Origin of the sequence: Alcaligenes faecalis (genome assembly GCF_005311025.1) — a bacterium.
GTDB lineage: Bacteria > Pseudomonadota > Gammaproteobacteria > Burkholderiales > Burkholderiaceae_B > Alcaligenes > Alcaligenes phenolicus.
In genome coordinates, this window is sequence record NZ_CP031747.1 from 2,127,712 (window position 1) to 2,144,773 (window position 17,062).

19 protein-coding genes are annotated in these 17,062 nt (G+C 57.1%); 6 read left to right on the plus strand and 13 right to left on the minus strand.

The genetic code is table 11. The features are described from left to right. Positions 1–48: 48 nt before the first annotated feature. The 10 genes from D0C27_RS09765 to D0C27_RS09810 form a co-directional block, all read right to left on the minus strand. Positions 49–990, minus strand: coding sequence for a 2-hydroxyacid dehydrogenase (locus D0C27_RS09765; protein ID WP_060186010.1), 942 nt, complete (start codon positions 988–990; stop codon positions 49–51). A 157-nt stretch (positions 991–1,147) separates the two neighbouring features. Further along, positions 1,148–1,411 (minus strand): 30S ribosomal protein S20, encoded by a 264-nt coding sequence (gene rpsT / locus D0C27_RS09770; protein ID WP_009455654.1) that lies wholly within the window; start codon positions 1,409–1,411, stop codon positions 1,148–1,150. Between the two features lie 56 nt (positions 1,412–1,467). Then, positions 1,468–3,021 (minus strand): murein biosynthesis integral membrane protein MurJ, encoded by a 1,554-nt coding sequence (murJ, locus tag D0C27_RS09775; protein ID WP_083053773.1) that lies wholly within the window; start codon positions 3,019–3,021, stop codon positions 1,468–1,470. Between the two features lie 18 nt (positions 3,022–3,039). After that, complete coding sequence (locus tag D0C27_RS09780) at positions 3,040–3,804, minus strand: 3-hydroxyacyl-CoA dehydrogenase (RefSeq protein WP_060186008.1); 765 nt, start codon at positions 3,802–3,804, stop codon at positions 3,040–3,042. Positions 3,805–3,867: 63 nt separating this feature from the next. Further along, the gene (gene adk, locus D0C27_RS09785; protein ID WP_035268201.1) at positions 3,868–4,524 is read right to left on the minus strand and encodes an adenylate kinase; all 657 of its coding nucleotides are present in this window, start codon (positions 4,522–4,524) and stop codon (positions 3,868–3,870) included. 102 nt (positions 4,525–4,626) lie between these two features. Next, a complete protein-coding gene (gene kdsB, locus D0C27_RS09790) occupies positions 4,627–5,391 on the minus strand; it encodes a 3-deoxy-manno-octulosonate cytidylyltransferase (RefSeq protein WP_115635098.1) in 765 nt (254 codons plus the stop codon). Between the two features lies 1 nt (position 5,392). Further along, on the minus strand, positions 5,393–5,578 hold the full coding sequence (locus D0C27_RS09795; protein ID WP_009455665.1) for a Trm112 family protein: 186 nt from the start codon (positions 5,576–5,578) through the stop codon (positions 5,393–5,395). Further along, the gene (gene lpxK / locus D0C27_RS09800) at positions 5,578–6,657 is read right to left on the minus strand and encodes a tetraacyldisaccharide 4'-kinase (protein WP_137430876.1); all 1,080 of its coding nucleotides are present in this window, start codon (positions 6,655–6,657) and stop codon (positions 5,578–5,580) included. Before lpxK ends, D0C27_RS09795 begins: the two co-directional genes overlap by 1 nt. Next, positions 6,654–7,058, minus strand: coding sequence for an ExbD/TolR family protein (locus tag D0C27_RS09805; RefSeq protein WP_083053770.1), 405 nt, complete (start codon positions 7,056–7,058; stop codon positions 6,654–6,656). The genes lpxK and D0C27_RS09805 overlap by 4 nt, the downstream gene beginning before the upstream one ends. Beyond that, positions 7,058–7,663 carry a MotA/TolQ/ExbB proton channel family protein gene (locus D0C27_RS09810; protein ID WP_137430877.1) on the minus strand — a complete coding sequence of 202 codons (606 nt, stop codon included), beginning with the start codon at positions 7,661–7,663 and terminating at the stop codon, positions 7,058–7,060. The genes D0C27_RS09805 and D0C27_RS09810 overlap by 1 nt, the downstream gene beginning before the upstream one ends. Before the next feature lie 425 nt (positions 7,664–8,088). Between D0C27_RS09810 and xseA the strand changes: the two genes are divergently transcribed. Together xseA and sodB are read left to right on the plus strand one after the other, a co-directional pair. After that, complete coding sequence (xseA, locus tag D0C27_RS09815) at positions 8,089–9,435, plus strand: exodeoxyribonuclease VII large subunit (RefSeq protein WP_137430878.1); 1,347 nt, start codon at positions 8,089–8,091, stop codon at positions 9,433–9,435. A gap of 54 nt (positions 9,436–9,489) precedes the next feature. Next, on the plus strand, positions 9,490–10,068 hold the full coding sequence (gene sodB, locus D0C27_RS09820; RefSeq protein ID WP_009455685.1) for a superoxide dismutase [Fe]: 579 nt from the start codon (positions 9,490–9,492) through the stop codon (positions 10,066–10,068). Between the two features lie 138 nt (positions 10,069–10,206). On the opposite strand, the gene bfr is transcribed toward sodB, so the two are convergent. Beyond that, complete coding sequence (bfr, locus tag D0C27_RS09825; protein WP_035268187.1) at positions 10,207–10,671, minus strand: bacterioferritin; 465 nt, start codon at positions 10,669–10,671, stop codon at positions 10,207–10,209. Between the two features lie 254 nt (positions 10,672–10,925). Between bfr and D0C27_RS09830 the strand changes: the two genes are divergently transcribed. After that, positions 10,926–11,747 (plus strand): acid phosphatase, encoded by an 822-nt coding sequence (locus D0C27_RS09830; RefSeq protein ID WP_137430879.1) that lies wholly within the window; start codon positions 10,926–10,928, stop codon positions 11,745–11,747. Between the two features lie 384 nt (positions 11,748–12,131). Beyond that, on the plus strand, positions 12,132–13,337 hold the full coding sequence (gene pcaF / locus D0C27_RS09835; RefSeq protein ID WP_060186001.1) for a 3-oxoadipyl-CoA thiolase: 1,206 nt from the start codon (positions 12,132–12,134) through the stop codon (positions 13,335–13,337). Here the strand turns inward: pcaF and D0C27_RS09840 are convergent, their stop codons facing one another. Next, positions 13,338–13,808 (minus strand): DUF192 domain-containing protein, encoded by a 471-nt coding sequence (locus tag D0C27_RS09840; RefSeq protein ID WP_137430880.1) that lies wholly within the window; start codon positions 13,806–13,808, stop codon positions 13,338–13,340. It lies immediately after the preceding gene. Positions 13,809–13,854: 46 nt separating this feature from the next. After that, positions 13,855–14,100: a cold-shock protein gene (locus tag D0C27_RS09845; RefSeq protein WP_003801483.1), complete on the minus strand. Its 246-nt coding sequence runs from the start codon at positions 14,098–14,100 to the stop codon at positions 13,855–13,857. Between the two features lie 165 nt (positions 14,101–14,265). Between D0C27_RS09845 and clpS the strand changes: the two genes are divergently transcribed. Together clpS and clpA are read left to right on the plus strand one after the other, a co-directional pair. Continuing rightward, the gene (gene clpS / locus D0C27_RS09850) at positions 14,266–14,589 is read left to right on the plus strand and encodes an ATP-dependent Clp protease adapter ClpS (protein ID WP_026482895.1); all 324 of its coding nucleotides are present in this window, start codon (positions 14,266–14,268) and stop codon (positions 14,587–14,589) included. Between the two features lie 93 nt (positions 14,590–14,682). Next, a complete protein-coding gene (clpA, locus tag D0C27_RS09855) occupies positions 14,683–17,004 on the plus strand; it encodes an ATP-dependent Clp protease ATP-binding subunit ClpA (RefSeq protein ID WP_035268183.1) in 2,322 nt (773 codons plus the stop codon). Positions 17,005–17,062 lie beyond the last annotated feature (58 nt).

Genomic DNA, 17,062 nt, shown 5'->3' on the forward strand with positions numbered 1-17,062 from the left:
AGCGCATTCAATAAGTCGCCACCGCGAAAACGGTAGGCGACTTGTTTTTTATACGGTAAGCGGCGTGAGCACTTTGCCGGTTTTTTGATACTGCAATACATTTTCCAGCGTCAGCGAGAGCATGGCTTCGCGTGTCTCGTGCGTTGCACTGGCCGTGTGCGGTGCCAGAACGACCTGGTTCAGATCGCGCAAGGCCTGGGGCACCTGGGGTTCATTCTCGAACACATCCAGCCCGGCAGAGCCCAGTCGTCCTTCCTGCAGGGCGGCAATCAGTGCGCTTTCATCGACCACGCTGCCGCGGGCAATATTGACCAGAATCCCTTTGGGACCCAAGGCGTTCAGCACGTCTATATTGATCAGCCCCCGTGTCTCATCGCCACCGACGGCAGCAATCACCATGATGTCTGCCCAATGGGCCAGTTCGATCAGGGAAGGCTCATAGTGCCAGGGTACATCGTGACGTGGACGGCGGTTGTGATAGCGCAGTTCCATATCAAAGCCACTGGCGCGGCGGGCAATGGTCTGGCCAATGCGTCCCAGGCCCACAATGCCCAGCTTCTTGCCGCTGACCCGTGTCCCCAGCCCGAAACCATTGGGTCTGTCCCACAGACCGGCACGCACGTAGCGATCCGATTCCGTCACACGGCGAGCCGCATCCAGCATCAAGGCCCAGGCCATATCGGCCACGCAATCGTTCAGAACATCAGGAGTGGTACTGACCTGAATACCGCGCTGTTTGGCGGCCTGTACGTCGATGGAGTCGTAGCCTACCCCTACGCTGCAAATCGCTTTCAAAGCGGGCAGGCGGTCCATCAAGGAAGCGGGGGTAGCAGTGACAGCGCTGGTCAGGAGTACCTGTACGCGTTCGATCTGCTGGGCAGAGAGCTGGTTCAGGTCCTGGAGGACAATGCGCTCGAAATGACGGTCGATTTCGTCAAAAGAAGGGTGCTGGGCCAAAGATGCCAGTTGCAGCACGATGGGACGTGTCATGGGGACTCGCTAATGAAAAAGCAAATCCATAACTTAGCATGATTGGCCTGCATGTTCAGGCAATGGTTTTGTGGCTAATAAAAAAGGGGTGCTAAGCACCCCCTTTCTAACTGGTTTTTAGGCCAGAGCCGATTAAACCATTAAAAATCTTCAGCAATCAGGCCAGGGCCTTGATAGCAGCAGACAGGCGGCTCTTGTGGCGGGCAGCCTTGTTCTTGTGAATGATGTTCTTGTCGGCAACGCGATCAATAATGCTGGTCGCTTTGCGGAATACTTCGTTAGCAGCGGTTTTGTCACCGGCTTCGATAGCCTGGCGAACGCGCTTGATAGCGGTACGCAGCATGGAACGGATGCTGGCGTTGTGTTTGTTGCGAGCCACTGCTTGGCGGGCGCGCTTGCGTGCTTGTGCGGAATTAGCCATTTTTAATAAAGCCTAAGTTTTAAAGTTTAATCGGCAAAGACAATTATTCTAGGATACTAAGCCCGCTTTGTAAAGTAAGAGGGGCGAATGCCTACGATAAACAACATGCCGAAATAGGAAATGCCGCTGGCAAGCAACACGCCGCCCAGATACAGCACACGCAGCAGGGGCGTGGCTCCCAGGCTGATCCAGTCGATATAACGGTCAGCCAGCAAGAGGACGGCGGCCAGAGCAGCCAGGGCGGGAATAATCTTCAGGAAAAAACGTAACCAGTCATGATTGGGCTGGTAAATGCCGCGCTTTCGCAGCATGACCAGCAAGGTCAGCGCATTGACAGTGGCACCCAGGCCAATCGACAAGGCCAGCCCGGCATGGGCAAACGTGGGCACCAGTACCAGGTTAAAGAGCTGGGTAATGATCAGAACGGCAATGGCGATGCGTACGGGAGTGCGGATATCCTGGCGGGCGTAAAAGCCGGGGGCCAGAATCTTGATGGCCAGCAGGCCCACCAGGCCAACCGAATAGGCACCGACTGCCAATTTGGTCTGGGCAACATCAGCGGCAGCAAACGCACCGTAGTGAAACAGGGTGGCGACCAGGCCGTCGGACAGCAAGGCCATGCCCAGGGCGGCAGGCAGGCCCAGCAGCAGGACCAGGCGCAGGCCCCAGTCCAGCAAGCCGCTGTAGTTCTTGTCGTCCTTGCCGGCATGGGCGGCCGACAGCTTGGGCAGCAAGACTGTGCCCAGTGCCACACCTAGCAGGGCAGTGGGGAACTCCATCAGACGGTCGGCAAAGGACAGCCAGGTCACGCTGCCGGACTGCAGCCAAGTGGCGATATTGGTATTGATCAGCAGGGAAATCTGCGCAACAGAAACGCCCAGAATGGCGGGCAGCATCTGTTTAAGAATGCGCTGCACGATAGGGTCGCGGCGCGCTTCACCCAGTCGTAGCGAGAATCGTGGCAACAGGCCCAGACGGGCCAATGCGCTCCATTGCACCAGCAATTGGGCCAGACCGCCCACCATCACCCCAACGGCCAGGGCGTAAATGGGTGTTTCCATATGCTGGGCCAGAAACAGGCTGGCGCCAATCATGGACAGATTCAGCAGGATAGGAGTGAAAGCCGGAACCGCAAAGCGGCTCCAGGTGTTCAGTACCGCAGAGGCAAAAGCCACCAGCGACATGCAGATGATGTAGGGGAACATCATGCGCGTCATGGTGATGGCGGCACCAAATTCGGTTTGTCGCTCGGGGGCGGTCAGGCCACTGGCCATGGCACTGACGACCCAGGGGGCCGCAACAATGCCAATGGCAGTGACCAGCATGACAGCAAAGGTCAGCAGCAGGGCGACGCGGTCCAGCAATTGCTGGACCTTGTCCTGCTCGTGCTCCTTGCGCACCTGCCCCAGGATGGGGACAAAGGCTTGTGAAAACGCTCCTTCTGCAAACAGGCGTCGCAGCAGATTGGGAATGCGAAATGCCACCCAGAAAGCGTCGGTGAGCGGGCCCGCCCCAAAGGCACGGGCAATCAGAATATCGCGTGCCAGTCCGGTGATACGAGACAGCAGCGTCAGGCCACTAATTGTGGCCGCCGAGCGAAACAAACCCATTGGAGCCGATACAGAAAGTTATTTTGGTGCCATACGAATAGCGCCATCCAGACGGATGGTTTCGCCATTGAGCATTTCATTATTGATGATGCTCTGCACCAGTTGGGAGAAATCTTCAGGGCGACCCAGGCGCGATGGGAAAGGAATGCTGGCCGCCAGGGAGTCCTGAACTTCCTGAGGCATGGCAAACATCATGGGGGTGCCGAAGATGCCGGGAGCAATCGTCATGACACGGATGCCGGTCTGGGCCAGGTCGCGGGCCAGAGGCAGGGTCAAACCGACCACACCGGCTTTGGAAGCACCGTAAGCGGCTTGGCCAATCTGGCCATCATAGGCGGCTACCGAAGCGGTGTTGATCAGCACGCCACGCTCGCCCGAGGCTTCGGGGGTGTTGCTGCCCATGGCCGCAGCGGCCAGGCGGCACATATTGAAGGTGCCGACCAGGTTGATCATGACGGTTTTCTGGAACAGGTCCAGCGTGTGCGGGCCATTGCGTCCTACCGTGCGCGAGGCGGGAGCCACGCCGGCACAGTTGATCAGTCCGAACAGGGGGCGGGCGCTGTCCTGGCAAGCCAGATCCACGACGGCCTGGGCATCTTGCTCGGAAGTAACATCACAGCGCTGATAAAGTTGGCCCAGCTCTTTGGCCAGAGCCTCACCGGCCTCGTCCTGAATATCGGCGATCACCACGCGGGCGCCGTTTTCAACCAGCATACGTACGGTGCCTGCGCCCAGACCCGATGCGCCGCCGGTGACAATAAAAGTCTTGTTATTGATTTGCATGAGCTTGTCTCCCTTGGATAATAAACAACCGGCCCTTTTGGGGCCGGCTGAATCTTGACTTACTTAGCTTGCCAGGGCGTCCACAATGCGCTGGCGGATCTCATCGACGCTGCCCACGCCGGAAATCTTGCGATAGGCCGGAGCTTGCGGGTCGCCAGTGGCTGACCATTGCGAGTAGTAATCGACCAGAGGGCGGGTCTGCTCGCGATAGACAGACAAGCGGTGGCGTACGGTTTCCTCGCGGTCATCGTCGCGCTGGAGCAAGGGTTCGCCTGTTACGTCGTCCACACCGGGGGTTTTGGGTGGATTGAAGGTGACGTGGTAGCTACGACCGCTGGCTGCGTGGATACGGCGGCCGCTCATGCGTTCGATAATGCTTTCTTCAGGAACGTCGATCTCGATCACGAAGTCCAGTTTGACCTGGGCATCCTTCAAGGCATCGGCCTGGGGAATCGTGCGTGGGAAACCGTCGAACAGGTAGCCGGGCTCACAGTCGGCTGCTTGCAGGCGATCGCGTACCAGGCCGATGATCAGGTCATCCGAAACCAGGCCGCCGGCGTCCATGATTTTTTTGGCTTCTACACCCAGCGGGGTTTGGGCTTTGACAGCGGCACGCAGCATATCGCCCGTGGAAATTTGTGGAATACCAAATTTCTCGGTGATGAAAGCAGCTTGAGTGCCTTTGCCGGCACCAGGGGGCCCGAGCAGTATGAGTCGCATGAATTCCTCCAGGAAATGCGTCGATCCGATTCTCGCTTCAGTATGATGCGTTGCAGCATATTTAGCGCATTTTTTATTCGGATAGAGCAGAAAAAAGATCTTTTATAACCGATTTGCGAAGTGAGCGCGTACTCTTTCCAGGTCTTGTTCGGTGTCTACCCCGGCTGCAGGAATCTCCTGAAGGCGGTGAACCATAATCTGGAAGCCGTTTTCCATGGCTCGCAGTTGCTCCAGAGACTCGAAGTGTTCCAGTGGCCCACGAGGTAGCTGGGCGTACTGCTGCAGGAAGCGATTTCGGTAGGCATAAAGGCCAATATGGTGCAATGCGGGAAGCCCGTCGGCCAGTACCTGTTCGCCACCGGCCAGCGCGTCGCGGGCCCAGGGCATGGGAGCGCGGGAAAAGTACAGGGCGCGGCCTTGCAGGTCGCAAACCACTTTGACGGCATTGGGGTTAAAGAGTGTCTCGGCGTTCTTGATGGGCGCGGCCAGCGTGGCAATGTCGGCCTGTTCGCTGCGTGCCAGCAGCTCGGCGGCGGCATTGATGTGTTCGGGCTGAATCAGGGGCTCGTCACCTTGCACATTGACCACGATCTCGTCCTCGGACAGCTCCAGCAGGCGAGCGGCCTGGGCCAGACGGTCAGTGCCGGTCGGGTGTTCTGCATCGGTCAGCAAGGCATTGAAACCATGCGCCCGGACAGCCTCCAGCACTTGCGGTGAGTCCGTCGCCACCCAGACCTGACGCGCCCCGCTTTGCGCGGCTTGTTGAGCGCAACGCACGATCATGGGTTGGCCTGCAATGTCGGCCAGCGGTTTGTTCGGTAGACGGGTTGAACCCAGGCGGGCAGGGATGATGACGGAAAAAGTCATATCAGTTGCTGGAAGGTTCCTGCGCGTCCAGTTGACGTGCTTCGTTGATCAGCATGGTAGGGATGCCGTCCACAATGGGGAAGGCCAGTTTGTCGGCCTTGCAGACCAATTCTTGCTGTTCGCGGTCGTGGCGCAGCGGGCCTTTGCACAAGGGGCAGACCAGCACTTCGAGTAGGCGAGCTTCCATTATTGAACTCCGGGTAATGTGGGTAAGGTTGAGCGCCGTTCGCGCAGCAGGCTATCCAGTTCAGCAATCCAGTCCGGGCGTGAAAACACGGGCTGGACATCCACAACCCACAGACGTGGGTCGTTCAGGTGCTGGCATTTTACGGCGTCTTTACGGGTAATGAGTATCGGCCCCTCATGCAGGGCCTGAAAGTCCTGAGCTTGCAAGGCGGCATGGTCGGGCAGGGGGAAAGTCTGGCTCAGATGCAGACCACAAGCGCGCAGCATCGTGAAAAAACGGGCGGGCTGGCCAATGGCGGCCAGCGCCTGCAGTTCTTGCTGGCCGTATTCCTGATACCAGTCCGACCAGCTTAGGCGACGGCCCGAACTCAGGTGTTCCAGCTGATAAGGACGCAGGCTCATGCTCAGGGCGCGGCCAGGCTCGGCGGGTTGAGGGGTGGAAGGCGGCGTTTGGTCGGCCACAATCTGGCTGATCAGCCAGTCCACGCGACGCAGGCGTTCGGGGCTTTCACGCAATGGTCCCGCTGGCAGCAGCAAGCCATTTCCCACACCGCGAGCATCCTGTACCACGACTTCCATATCGCGTTGCAAGGCCAGATGTTGAAGGCCGTCATCCGAAATAATCAGGTCGACTGCCGGAAATTTCTCGAGCAAAGCCTGGGCCGCCAGCGCACGGCGAGGGTGAACGGCGATGGGGGCCCGGGTTTGGGCGGCAATCAGGGCGGGTTCATCGCCAAATTGTTCGGCGGCTAATTGGCCCTGGCCTACGCGCGGGCTGGGGCCGATCTCTACCCCGTAACCTCGGCTGACAATGCCGGGTGTCCATCCCAGGGCGCGCAACTGCTCGGTCAGAGCCAGGACGACGGGGGTTTTGCCTGCGCCACCCACGATGATATTGCCCACCACGATCACCGGCACCGGGCTGCGGTAGGATGCGGCGGGATCTTGCTCGTAGCGTTGCTGCTTGCGCTGTACGAAGAGCGCAGCCAGCGCTGAAAGCGGGCGCATTACAAGGCTGAACCAGCCTTTTTTCTGCCACTGCTGGTGAAGCCAATGAGTCAGGCGGACGCGCACGCTCATGGGGCCTGGGTTGCAAAGTGAATGCGATGAATGCCAACCTGACGGGCGGCCTCCATAGCCTGTACCACCGCGAAGTGGGGGGCTTGGGCATCGGCCAGAATCAGCAGGCTGCTGTTTTCGTCAGTCTTTTCGCTCGACAAGGCTTGGCTAAGGGGAGAGCTACTGCTGGCATCCAGCCACATGCCGTTCAAGGCGTAGCGCCCGTCCTGGCTGATAGCCAGTAACAGTTCCGTGGTTTGTGCGGCCTGGGCCTGAGCCTGGGGCAAGGAAACATCCAACTGGCGATAGCGCACGAAGGTGCTGCTGGCAGCCAGGAAAATCAGCACCACCAGCAAAACATCTATCAAGGGCACCAGATTCAGTTCCAGCGTGTCCTGGTCTTGGGCTCGGCGAAAGCGCATCAGACGGCCCTCTGAGCCAACAGACGATCCAGCGCACTCGCTTCCGTTTCCAGGCAGTGAAGCAGATAGTCGGCACGGCTGCGAAAATAGCGGTGAAAGATCATGGCCGGGACGGCAATCAGAATCCCCAGGGCGGTGTTGTACAGGGCCACGGAAATGCCACGGGCAATCAGGCTGGGGTCGCCACCGGCGGGGTCGTAGGCGGCAAAAATGTCGATCATGCCAATAACCGTACCAAACAGGCCCAGCAAAGGGGCGATCACGGCAATGGTGCCCAGTGCCGGAATGTACTTGTTCAATTGGTAGCTGATGTCTTTGCCTTCTGCTTCGACCGCAGACTCACGCACGGCGGAAGTTTGGTGGCGGTTTTTCAGTACGGTGGCTAATACTCGACCCAGAGGGGAGTTATCGTACAGGCGGGGCAGGGACTCGTCCTGAATCCGGTTCTGGGCCGTCAGCTCGCTGATCTGGCGTGCCAGTCCGGCCGGTAGAATTCGTTTACTGCGCAGGGCTAAAAGACGCTCCAGGATCAAACCCAGGGCAAGAATGGAGCAGGCCAGCAGGAACCAGACAGGCCAGCCAGCGGCATGGATCAAAGTAAGCACGAGTCTATTATCCGGTCACGAAATAAATCAGCGCTTATTGTAGAGCCCCTGTCCGCATTGCGGGAATGTTCCGGCGCGAGCGCGGTACACTTTGCGGTCTTTTCCCACAAAGCACGGCCAAACCCCTGATGTATTTGAAGTAATAGGTGTAGTGCTAAAACTATCCACAAAAACTGTGGATAATTCTGTGTATAAAACATCCCATAGTGGCTCGGGCGGTGGTTTAGAGGTTCTCTGGCTAATTTTCGACCATCTTGGTGTTTTTATAAATAGTCTTTAATTTCAATGGCTTATCCGGTTTCGATAAAGTGCTGCATCAGGTGTTCAACGGAAGCCATTGTCTTGGCGTCTATTTGACAAAAGCATGACAGTTGTGGATACGGAACGGTGGAAAACTCGTTCGGGGCGAGTCAAAAACAAAGAATATGATGCATTATCAAGAATCTAGAGTACCTGCGGTATGGACCGTGGCACAGTTGAATCGCCGTGTCAGCCAGTTGCTGGACGAGCACATGCCCGTCGTTTGGGTCAGTGGTGAGGTGTCGAACTTTACCCAGGCCGCTTCGGGGCATTGGTACTTTTCCATCAAGGACGATAAGGCCGCGGTTCGTGCCGTCATGTTTCGGGGGCGTGCCCAGGCCGTCGGCTTTGTGCCGCGTGCGGGCGAGCGCTTCGAGTTTCGCTGCTCGGTTACCTTGTACGAGGCACGCGGGGACTTCCAGGTTCAGGTGGAAGGCATGCGCCGCGCCGGGCTGGGGGATTTGCACGAAGCCTTTTTGCGGCTGAAAGGGCAGTTGCAAAGCGAAGGTTTGTTCGATCCCGAGCGCAAACGCCCCATCGCCACCTTGCCGCGCAGCATAGGTATTATCACTTCCCTGGCAGCCGCGGCCTTGCGGGATGTCCTGACAGCGATGGAGCGTCGTGCTCCGCACGTGCGCATCATTATTTATCCTGCTCCGGTTCAAGGAGCAGAAGCACCGCCGCGATTGCGGCAAGCTCTGGAAACGGCGATTGAGCGGGCCGAGGTTGATACGCTCTTGCTGGTGCGTGGGGGCGGAAGTCTGGAAGATCTCTGGGCTTTTAACGACGAAGGTCTGGCGCGTCTGATCGCGTCCAGTCCTATCCCTATTATTAGTGGGGTGGGGCACGAGACAGACTTCACCATTGCTGATTTTGTAGCTGACTTGCGCGCACCCACGCCAACCGCCGCCGCCGAACTGGCCTGTCTGGGGCGCGATCAGTTACTGGAACAGGTGTTTGCGCGCATGGGCGCGTTGAGCCACGGTGTGCAGCGTCATCTGGACCGGGCCTCTCTGCGTCTGGATCGGGCGGTAGCCAAATTGGTCTCTCCGCATCAACGCCTGGCCCAGCAGCAGCAACGTCTGGATCATCTCACCCAAAGACTGCAACGTGTGGCTCGCAGCGTCCCCGATACTGCTGCGTTGCGCCTGACTACCTTGAGGGCGCGTTTGGAGCGCAGCATTCCTCAGCTGACGTCAAGACAGCAAAATCTGAATATGCTTTTCCAACGGCTGGAAAAAGGTCTGGATCATGCGCTGGTTTTGCGTCGCCAGCGCCTGGCCGCGGCCCAGCAAACGCTGCAAGCCTTGTCCCCGCGCCTTATCATCAATCGTGGATATGCCATAGTCAGGGATAGCGAGGGGAAAGTTGTAAAAAATGCGTTAGACTTAAAGATTGGTGAACGACTCGATGTCGAGTTGAGTCGCGGTCATGTGTCGGTGGATGTGGTGCGCACGCACGATCTGCTCTAGGCTGCGTCGTCCTTGTTGGATACCAAACACGGTTTTTTTTTAGAAGGAATTGAAATGGCATTCACTCTTCCAGCTCTTCCATACGAACTCAACGCCCTTGAGCCACATATCTCCAAGGAAACTTTGGAGTTTCACTACGGTAAGCATCACCAGGCTTACGTCACCAACCTGAACAATCTGGTTGCTGGCACCGAATTTGAAAACGCTTCCCTGGAAGATGTGGTCAAGAAATCCTCCGGTGGCGTGTTCAACAACGCTGCTCAGGTTTGGAACCACACTTTTTACTGGAACAGCCTGTCCCCTAACGGCGGCGGCGCTCCTACCGGCAAAGTGGCTGATGCCATCAACGCCAAATGGGGCAGCTTTGACGCCTTCAAAGAAGCCTTCACCAAGTCTGCCGTTGGCAACTTCGGTTCGGGCTGGACCTGGTTGGTCAAAAAGGCCGACGGTTCCCTGGACATCGTCAACACCAGCAACGCTGGCACGACGCTGACTTCCGACGACGTCGCCCTGATCACCTGTGATGTGTGGGAACACGCCTACTACATCGACTACCGCAATGCCCGTCCCAAGTACCTGGAAATTTTCTGGAACCTGGTGAACTGGGACTTTGCTGCCAAGAACCTGGGTTAATCGTCCAGGTTGAGGGTAGCGCTCATTGGAGGGCTACCCGGCAATAAAAAACCGCCATGCGCATGCTGGCGGTTTTTTTATGGCTTCAATGAAAACAAGTCATAGGGCGTGTGCGGCCATGCCTTGTTTTTGAAGACCTTACATCTGGGATTGCTGGTAGTTTTCCAGGCCCACTTTTTCGATCAGGCCCAATTGCTTCTCCAGCCAGTAGGTGTGGTCTTCTTCCGTGTCGCGCAACTGGGCCAGAATGATGTCGCGTGTCACGAAATCGCTGGCGGATTCTGCCAGTGCTATGCCTTTTTGCAGAGCCGCGCGAACTTCATATTCCAGTTCCAGATCCTTGCGCAACATGCCGACCACGTCCTTTCCGGGTTCAAACGCATTGGGGCGCATGTCGGGAATACCGTCGAGCATCAGGATGCGGCGTATCAGGGCGTCAGCGTGCTGTGTTTCTTCTTCCATTTCGTGGTTCATGCGCTCGTAAAGCTGCGTGAAGCCCAGATGCTCGTAAAAGCGGGAATGGATAAAGTACTGGTCGCGCGCTGCGAGTTCGCCGCGCAGCAGTTGATTCAGATAGTCGAGGACTTCGGGGTTGCCTTGCATGGTGATGAGCCTGTAGAGGATGTCAACGGGGGAAGTATGCCATGAGCAGGCCATGAGGGTGCTTGATCTGTGGCACCAAATGGCAAGCACTCTATTCAGTTTGGCGGCTGCAATGGCAAGATCGCGGATTGTCTTCCAATCGTGCCGGGGTGCAGCTTCAGTGTTTACCGGTCTCAGCCGGGTCAAGAGCTCCACACGCGACCGTTGGCGTTTTCCGAAACCGGGGCTTTTTGCTCCTTTAGTCGAGGTCTGCTATGTCTGCTGCTTTGCGTGTTCGTCCTGCCTTGTTGGGCCTGGTGGGCAGTGTCTTGTTTTTGTCGGCGGGTCAGTTGAGCGCTCAGCCTTCTACACATTTGGAAGTCAAGGAAAGTCACTCTTCCGTCAAGCGGGTGGCTGGTTACTTGGACCAAACTGAACTGCCGGATAGTGTGATGCTCCTCGATCCGCCGCCGGCTGCAGATAGTGCGGCCTTTGCCCGGGATGAAGAAGCGCGTCGGGCTGCCGGGCAGCTAAAAGGGTCAGCTCGCTGGGCATTGGCTAAACAAGATGCAGACTTGGTATTTCCACGGCCCGCTCAGAATTATTCGTGCGCATTGGGAGTTCAAATCGACCAAGAGAGCACGCCGGTTATTTATCAGATGATGCGTCGCTTGTTGCCTGATGCGGGTCTATCCACTTACGGAGCCAAAAACAAGTATCAGCGGGTGCGTCCTTTCGATCTTCATAATGAAGATACATGCACGCCAGCGGATGAGGAGTTTTTGCGCAATGATGGTTCCTATCCCTCGGGCCATGCGGCTGCTGGCTGGGCATGGGCACTAGTGTTGGCGCAGATCAGCCCCGAACGAAGTAATGAGTTGCTGGCTCGTGGCCTGTCTTTCGGTCAAAGCCGTGTCATTTGCAATGTACATTGGCAAAGTGATGTGGAGGCGGGGCGTGTGATAGGCGCCGCCGCGGTGGCTCGTGTGCAGAGTGAGGAGGCCTTCCAGGCTGACATCCTGGCCGCCCGACTAGAATTGGCACAAGCGAAAGTTGCTTCAAGTGGTCAAGCGCTTAATTGCACCGAACCGTTCTAGCGCTGCTTTGAGTGGGTCGTTCGGCTGGCGATTGTAAAAACGAGTGCCCTCATATTGGTTTGAGTGCAGGAAAGAGGGCTTCCGTCTGCTTTCCTGTGCGAGGGCGCCTTGTTTTCTTAATGCCGTGATTACCTGGCGTTGCGGGTATGAGAATTGAATAAGCTTTTTCCTGGTGTGGATTCGGCTTGTCACTGTACCAGGCGCTTTGGCGCGTAGACCGCCAGATCGTTCGGGACTGGACGCGCTAAAATGACCGCACTGCGGACATGCTGAATCACCAGAAAAAACCCGGCTGTACTCAAGCGCTACTATCAAAACAGTAGATTTCGAGCGCTCTTCATAGTGCTCTCGCGTGATTTTATTCAAGATATCAGGGTGAATTTCATGAGTCAGGACGCCTTTATTTGTGACGCAATTCGTACGCCTTTCGGACGTTATGGCGGTTCGCTGTCCGCTGTGAGGGCGGATGACCTGGGTGCGGTGCCTATTGCCGCGCTGATGAAGCGCAACCCCCAAGTCGATTGGAGCAAGCTGGATGATGTGATGTACGGCTGCGCCAACCAGGCGGGTGAAGACAACCGCAACGTGGCGCGGATGTCCGCTCTGCTGGCCGGTTTGCCCGTGTACGTGCCTGGCGTGACCTTGAACCGTCTGTGCGGTTCGGGCCTGGACGCGATTGGTTCGGCTGCTCGTGCCATTCGCGCTGGCGATGCCTCTTTCATCCTGGCCGGTGGTGTGGAAAGCATGAGCCGCGCTCCCTTCGTCATGGGTAAGGCTGAAACGGCGTTCTCCCGCAGCGCGGGTATTTATGACACCACGATTGGCTGGCGCTTCATCAACAAAGCCATGAAAGAGCAGTACGGTGTGGACTCCATGCCCGAAACGGCTGAAAACGTGGCTCAGCAGTTCAATGTGTCCCGTGAAGACCAGGACGTGTTTGCCCTGAATAGCCAGCTGCGTGCGGCCGCTGCCCAGGAAGCCGGCATTCTGGCTGAAGAAATTACCCCTGTGATCATTCCCCAGCGCAAGGGCGATCCCATTGTGGTGGATAAGGACGAGCACCCACGTGCCACGACTCTGGAGTCCCTGACTCGCTTGAAGCCTGTCGTGCGTGCCGATGGCACCGTGACCGCGGGCAACGCCTCGGGTGTGAACGATGGTGCTTGCGCGCTGCTGGTTGCCAACAAGGCAACCGTCGAAGCCCAAGGCCTGACTCCGCGTGCTCGTGTGGTGGCCATGGCGTTTGCCGGTGTGGAGCCACGCATCATGGGTATTGGCCCGGCACCTGCCAGCCAGAAGGTGCTGGCTTTGGCGGGTCTGACTCTGGATCAAATGGATGTGATCGAGCTGAACGAGGCCTTTGCCGCTCAAGGTCTGGCGGTGACTCGCATGCTGGGTCTGGCTGATAACGATCCTCGCGTGAACCCGAACGGGGGCGCGATTGCGCTGGGTCACCCTCTGGGTGCCAGTGGTGCGCGTCTGGCGATTGCGGCTATCAACCAGTTGCATCGCACAGGCGGACGCTACGCCCTGTGCACCATGTGTATTGGTGTCGGCCAGGGCGTGGCCTTGATTCTTGAGCGCGTCTAACTAAGGTTGCAGGGCAGGCAGGCCGGTGATTGTCTCACCGGCCTTTTTGTCTGCTTGCTTGAACCAGCCTTGTTCCATCTCCAAGGCATAGCGCACAGGTCGCACCGGGCAGTGGGATTGAAGATCAAAGGGTTGCATGGCCTCGATATTGGTGATCGTGCCTTCTTCAGTAATGAAGGCGATATCCAGCGGCAGAGGCGTATTCTTCATCCAGAAGCAAGGCATTCCGCTTTGCTCGAATACGAATAACATGCCGTGATCGGGGGCCAGGCTTTCTCGATGCATCAAACCTTGTGCACGAGTCTCGTCGCGATCGGCCACTTCCGCCTGGATTTGTTTGGAACCCAGGGATAGTGTCAGGGTGGGAAGAGTCTCATCCGCCTGGACCGGGGCGCTAAAACAAAGCGCAGCCAGAAGACAGGCAAAAAAAACAGGGCGCGCAGGCCCCGTAGTCGTAGTGCGATACTGCATGTGTGTTGCGAACCTGCTTTTGTTAGAATCGAGAGCGCAAGAGATCTTAAGGCGAAGTAATATTAAGTGCCTGCTTGCCTTTGGGGCCTTGGGCGACTTCATACAGAACTTTCTGGCCTTCTTTCAAAGTCTTGAACCCGTTCATCTGAATGGATGAAAAATGAGCGAAGAGATCTTCGCCGCCGTTATCGGGTGTAATAAACCCAAAGCCTTTGGCATCATTGAACCACTTAACGGTCCCGGATAGTTTTTGATTGTCTCCAGTGCCTGCGGTGGTGGTAGTTTCCGACATGCTTGCTGCCTCTCAACTTAGTGTATGGTTGATACTTTTTTCGGCCCCTCCCTGGGCCTGTGATCGCGGCACCTCACTTTTTATTGTGAAGTTGACACGATCAGTCGGATGATGCTGAATTTTGTTCCCCCCAGTCAACCTATGGAAAGCACCTAGTTCTGTATTATGGCCATTGAGATCGATAAGCAAGGCGCCACAACGGTAGAGCGCCAATCCGCGCGGCTTGCCCCACCACCCATGTATCAGGTCATCTTGCTCAATGATGACTACACACCCATGGAGTTCGTGGTGAATATACTGGAGCGGGTATTTGCCAAGACCCCGGAGCAGGCCGAACAGCTTATGCTTAAAGTACATTACGAGGGTCGGGCGGTCTGTGGTGTGTATCCACGCGACATTGCCGCCACCAAGGTGGAAATTGTGCGACAACTGGCGCAGTCGCGACAGCACCCTTTGCAGTGTGTGATGGAGCCGGTGCCTGATGCTTGACCATTTAATGGTTTACCGTATTGTTCAGATCAGGCAAATTAGTCATAGAATAGCTTTAACCCCTAGTTTTACTCTTGCCGTGTAGGAGGAAGCATGATCTCCGAAGAACTTGAAGTCAGTCTACACATGGCCTTTGTCGAGGCTCGTGCCGCGCGCCATGAATTCATCACGGTAGAGCATCTGCTGTTGTCCCTGCTCGATAACGCCTCCACGCTGGAAGTGTTGAAAGCATGTGCTGCCGATATTGATGCACTGCGCCAGAATCTGCGTAAATTCATTAATGAAAATACGCCCACTTTCCCTGGTGAAGGCGAGGTCGATACCCAACCCACGCTGGGCTTTCAGCGTGTGATACAGCGTGCCATCATGCACGTATCGTCCAGCAACTCCGGTAAAAATGTGGTTTCCGGTGCCAATGTGCTGGTGGCGATGTACGGGGAAAAAGACTCGCATGCGGTGTATTACCTGCAGCAACAAGGTGTCTCGCGCCTGGATGTTGTCAATTTCCTCTCGCACGGTATCACCAAGGCCAATCCGGAACCTGCTGCCCCCGAGCCACCCAAGGCCGCCGCTGCTGCGGAAGCCGACACGCGCTCGGACGCCCAGAAGTCCCCTCTGGATCTGTACGCTACAGACCTGAATACCGAAGCCAGCCTGGGTCGCATTGATCCCTTGATTGGCCGTGAAAAGGAAGTGGAGCGTGTCATCCAGGTGCTGTGCCGCCGCCGCAAGAACAACCCCTTGCTGGTCGGGGAGGCTGGCGTGGGTAAAACCGCGATTGCCGAAGGCTTGGCACTGCGCATTCAGCGTGGTGACGTCCCGGATATTCTTAGCGAAGCGCGTGTTTACGCGCTGGATATGGGTGCCTTGCTGGCCGGTACCAAATATCGGGGCGACTTCGAACAACGTCTGAAGGCGGTGCTCAAGCAGCTCAAGGAAACGGCACAGTCCATTTTGTTTATCGACGAAATCCATACCCTGATCGGAGCCGGCTCGGCTTCGGGCGGTACGCTGGATGCGTCCAACCTGCTCAAGCCTGCGCTGTCCTCCGGTCAGCTCAAGTGTCTGGGTGCGACCACCTACTCGGAATACCGCGGAATTTTCGAAAAAGACCACGCCTTGTCGCGTCGCTTTCAGAAAATCGATGTGGCAGAGCCGACGGTGGAGCAAACCATCCAGATTCTGCGTGGTTTGAAGTCCAATTTCGAAGAGCACCACGGTGTACGTTACTCGGCAGCGGCCCTGACGGCGGCAGCGGAGTTGTCCGCCCGTTATATCAACGACCGCTTTTTGCCGGACAAGGCCATCGACGTGATCGACGAGGCTGGTGCAGCGCAGCGCTTGCTGCCACGTTCCAAGCAGAAAAAGGTTATCGGCAAGGCCGACATCCAGGCAACGGTTTCGCGTATTGCACGCATTCCGCCCCAGACGGTCTCCAGTGATGATCGCAACAAGCTGGCAACCCTGGCCCGCGATCTGAAATCGGTGGTGTTTGGTCAGGATGTAGCCATTGACGCCTTGGCGGCTGCCATCAAGATGGCGCGCTCTGGCCTGGGTCTGCCTGACAAGCCTATTGGTTCCTTCCTGTTCTCCGGCCCGACCGGCGTGGGTAAAACCGAAGTGGCGCGTCAGTTGGCCTTTGTGCTGGGCGTAGAGCTGCTGCGCTTTGACATGTCCGAATACATGGAGCGTCACACCGTGTCGCGCCTGATCGGTGCTCCTCCTGGTTACGTCGGTTTCGACCAGGGTGGTTTGCTGACCGAAGCCGTTACCAAACAGCCGCACTGCGTGCTGCTGCTGGACGAAATCGAGAAAGCGCACCCGGACGTCTACAACATCCTGCTGCAGGTGATGGATCACGGCACGCTGACGGATAACAACGGTCGCAAGGCTGATTTCCGCAACGTCATCCTGATCATGACCACCAACGCCGGAGCCGAAGCGCTGAACAAGACCAGCATTGGCTTTACCCAGCCCCAGCGCTCGGGTGATGAAATGCAGGATATCAAGCGTCACTTCTCGCCAGAGTTCCGTAACCGTCTGGATGCGATCATTGGCTTCAAGCCTTTGTCGCGCGACATTATCCTGCGCGTGGTGGACAAGTTCCTGATGCAGCTGGAAAACCAGCTGCACGAGAAACGCGTCGAAGTGTCCTTCTCGGACGCCTTGCGCGAACATCTGGCTGCCAAGGGCTTCGACCCAGCCATGGGTGCCCGCCCCATGCACAGGCTTATTCAGGACACTATTCGCCGTGCCCTGGCCGACGAGCTGCTGTTTGGTCGTCTGGTCGATGGTGGTCAGGTCGAGGTGGATCTGGACGAGAACGGCGAGGTGGTACTGGAATATCCTTCTTCAGGACCTGATGAGCCCGGTAGCAAGGCCTCTTCGCGTCCCGAGCCGGAATTAGTCGACTAAGCCGTGAGGGCATCGCGCCCCTTAATCGTCTGTACGCACTGTGACACCGTACACGAGC

Excerpts from the sequence above, each read along its gene's own strand:
- D0C27_RS09765 (WP_060186010.1), bottom strand. The coding sequence starts at position 990 with ATGACACGTCCCATCGTGCTGCAACTGGCATCTTTGGCCCAGCACCCT.
- rpsT (WP_009455654.1), bottom strand. The coding sequence starts at position 1,411 with ATGGCTAATTCCGCACAAGCACGCAAGCGCGCCCGCCAAGCAGTGGCT.
- murJ (WP_083053773.1), bottom strand. The coding sequence starts at position 3,021 with ATGGGTTTGTTTCGCTCGGCGGCCACAATTAGTGGCCTGACGCTGCTG.
- D0C27_RS09780 (WP_060186008.1), bottom strand. The coding sequence starts at position 3,804 with ATGCAAATCAATAACAAGACTTTTATTGTCACCGGCGGCGCATCGGGT.
- adk (WP_035268201.1), bottom strand. The coding sequence starts at position 4,524 with ATGCGACTCATACTGCTCGGGCCCCCTGGTGCCGGCAAAGGCACTCAA.
- kdsB (WP_115635098.1), bottom strand. The coding sequence starts at position 5,391 with ATGACTTTTTCCGTCATCATCCCTGCCCGCCTGGGTTCAACCCGTCTA.
- D0C27_RS09795 (WP_009455665.1), bottom strand. The coding sequence starts at position 5,578 with ATGGAAGCTCGCCTACTCGAAGTGCTGGTCTGCCCCTTGTGCAAAGGC.
- lpxK (WP_137430876.1), bottom strand. The coding sequence starts at position 6,657 with ATGAGCGTGCGCGTCCGCCTGACTCATTGGCTTCACCAGCAGTGGCAG.
- D0C27_RS09805 (WP_083053770.1), bottom strand. The coding sequence starts at position 7,058 with ATGCGCTTTCGCCGAGCCCAAGACCAGGACACGCTGGAACTGAATCTG.
- xseA (WP_137430878.1), top strand. The coding sequence starts at position 8,089 with ATGATGCATTATCAAGAATCTAGAGTACCTGCGGTATGGACCGTGGCA.
- sodB (WP_009455685.1), top strand. The coding sequence starts at position 9,490 with ATGGCATTCACTCTTCCAGCTCTTCCATACGAACTCAACGCCCTTGAG.
- bfr (WP_035268187.1), bottom strand. The coding sequence starts at position 10,671 with ATGCAAGGCAACCCCGAAGTCCTCGACTATCTGAATCAACTGCTGCGC.
- D0C27_RS09830 (WP_137430879.1), top strand. The coding sequence starts at position 10,926 with ATGTCTGCTGCTTTGCGTGTTCGTCCTGCCTTGTTGGGCCTGGTGGGC.
- pcaF (WP_060186001.1), top strand. The coding sequence starts at position 12,132 with ATGAGTCAGGACGCCTTTATTTGTGACGCAATTCGTACGCCTTTCGGA.
- D0C27_RS09840 (WP_137430880.1), bottom strand. The coding sequence starts at position 13,808 with ATGCAGTATCGCACTACGACTACGGGGCCTGCGCGCCCTGTTTTTTTT.
- D0C27_RS09845 (WP_003801483.1), bottom strand. The coding sequence starts at position 14,100 with ATGTCGGAAACTACCACCACCGCAGGCACTGGAGACAATCAAAAACTA.
- clpS (WP_026482895.1), top strand. The coding sequence starts at position 14,266 with ATGGCCATTGAGATCGATAAGCAAGGCGCCACAACGGTAGAGCGCCAA.
- clpA (WP_035268183.1), top strand. The coding sequence starts at position 14,683 with ATGATCTCCGAAGAACTTGAAGTCAGTCTACACATGGCCTTTGTCGAG.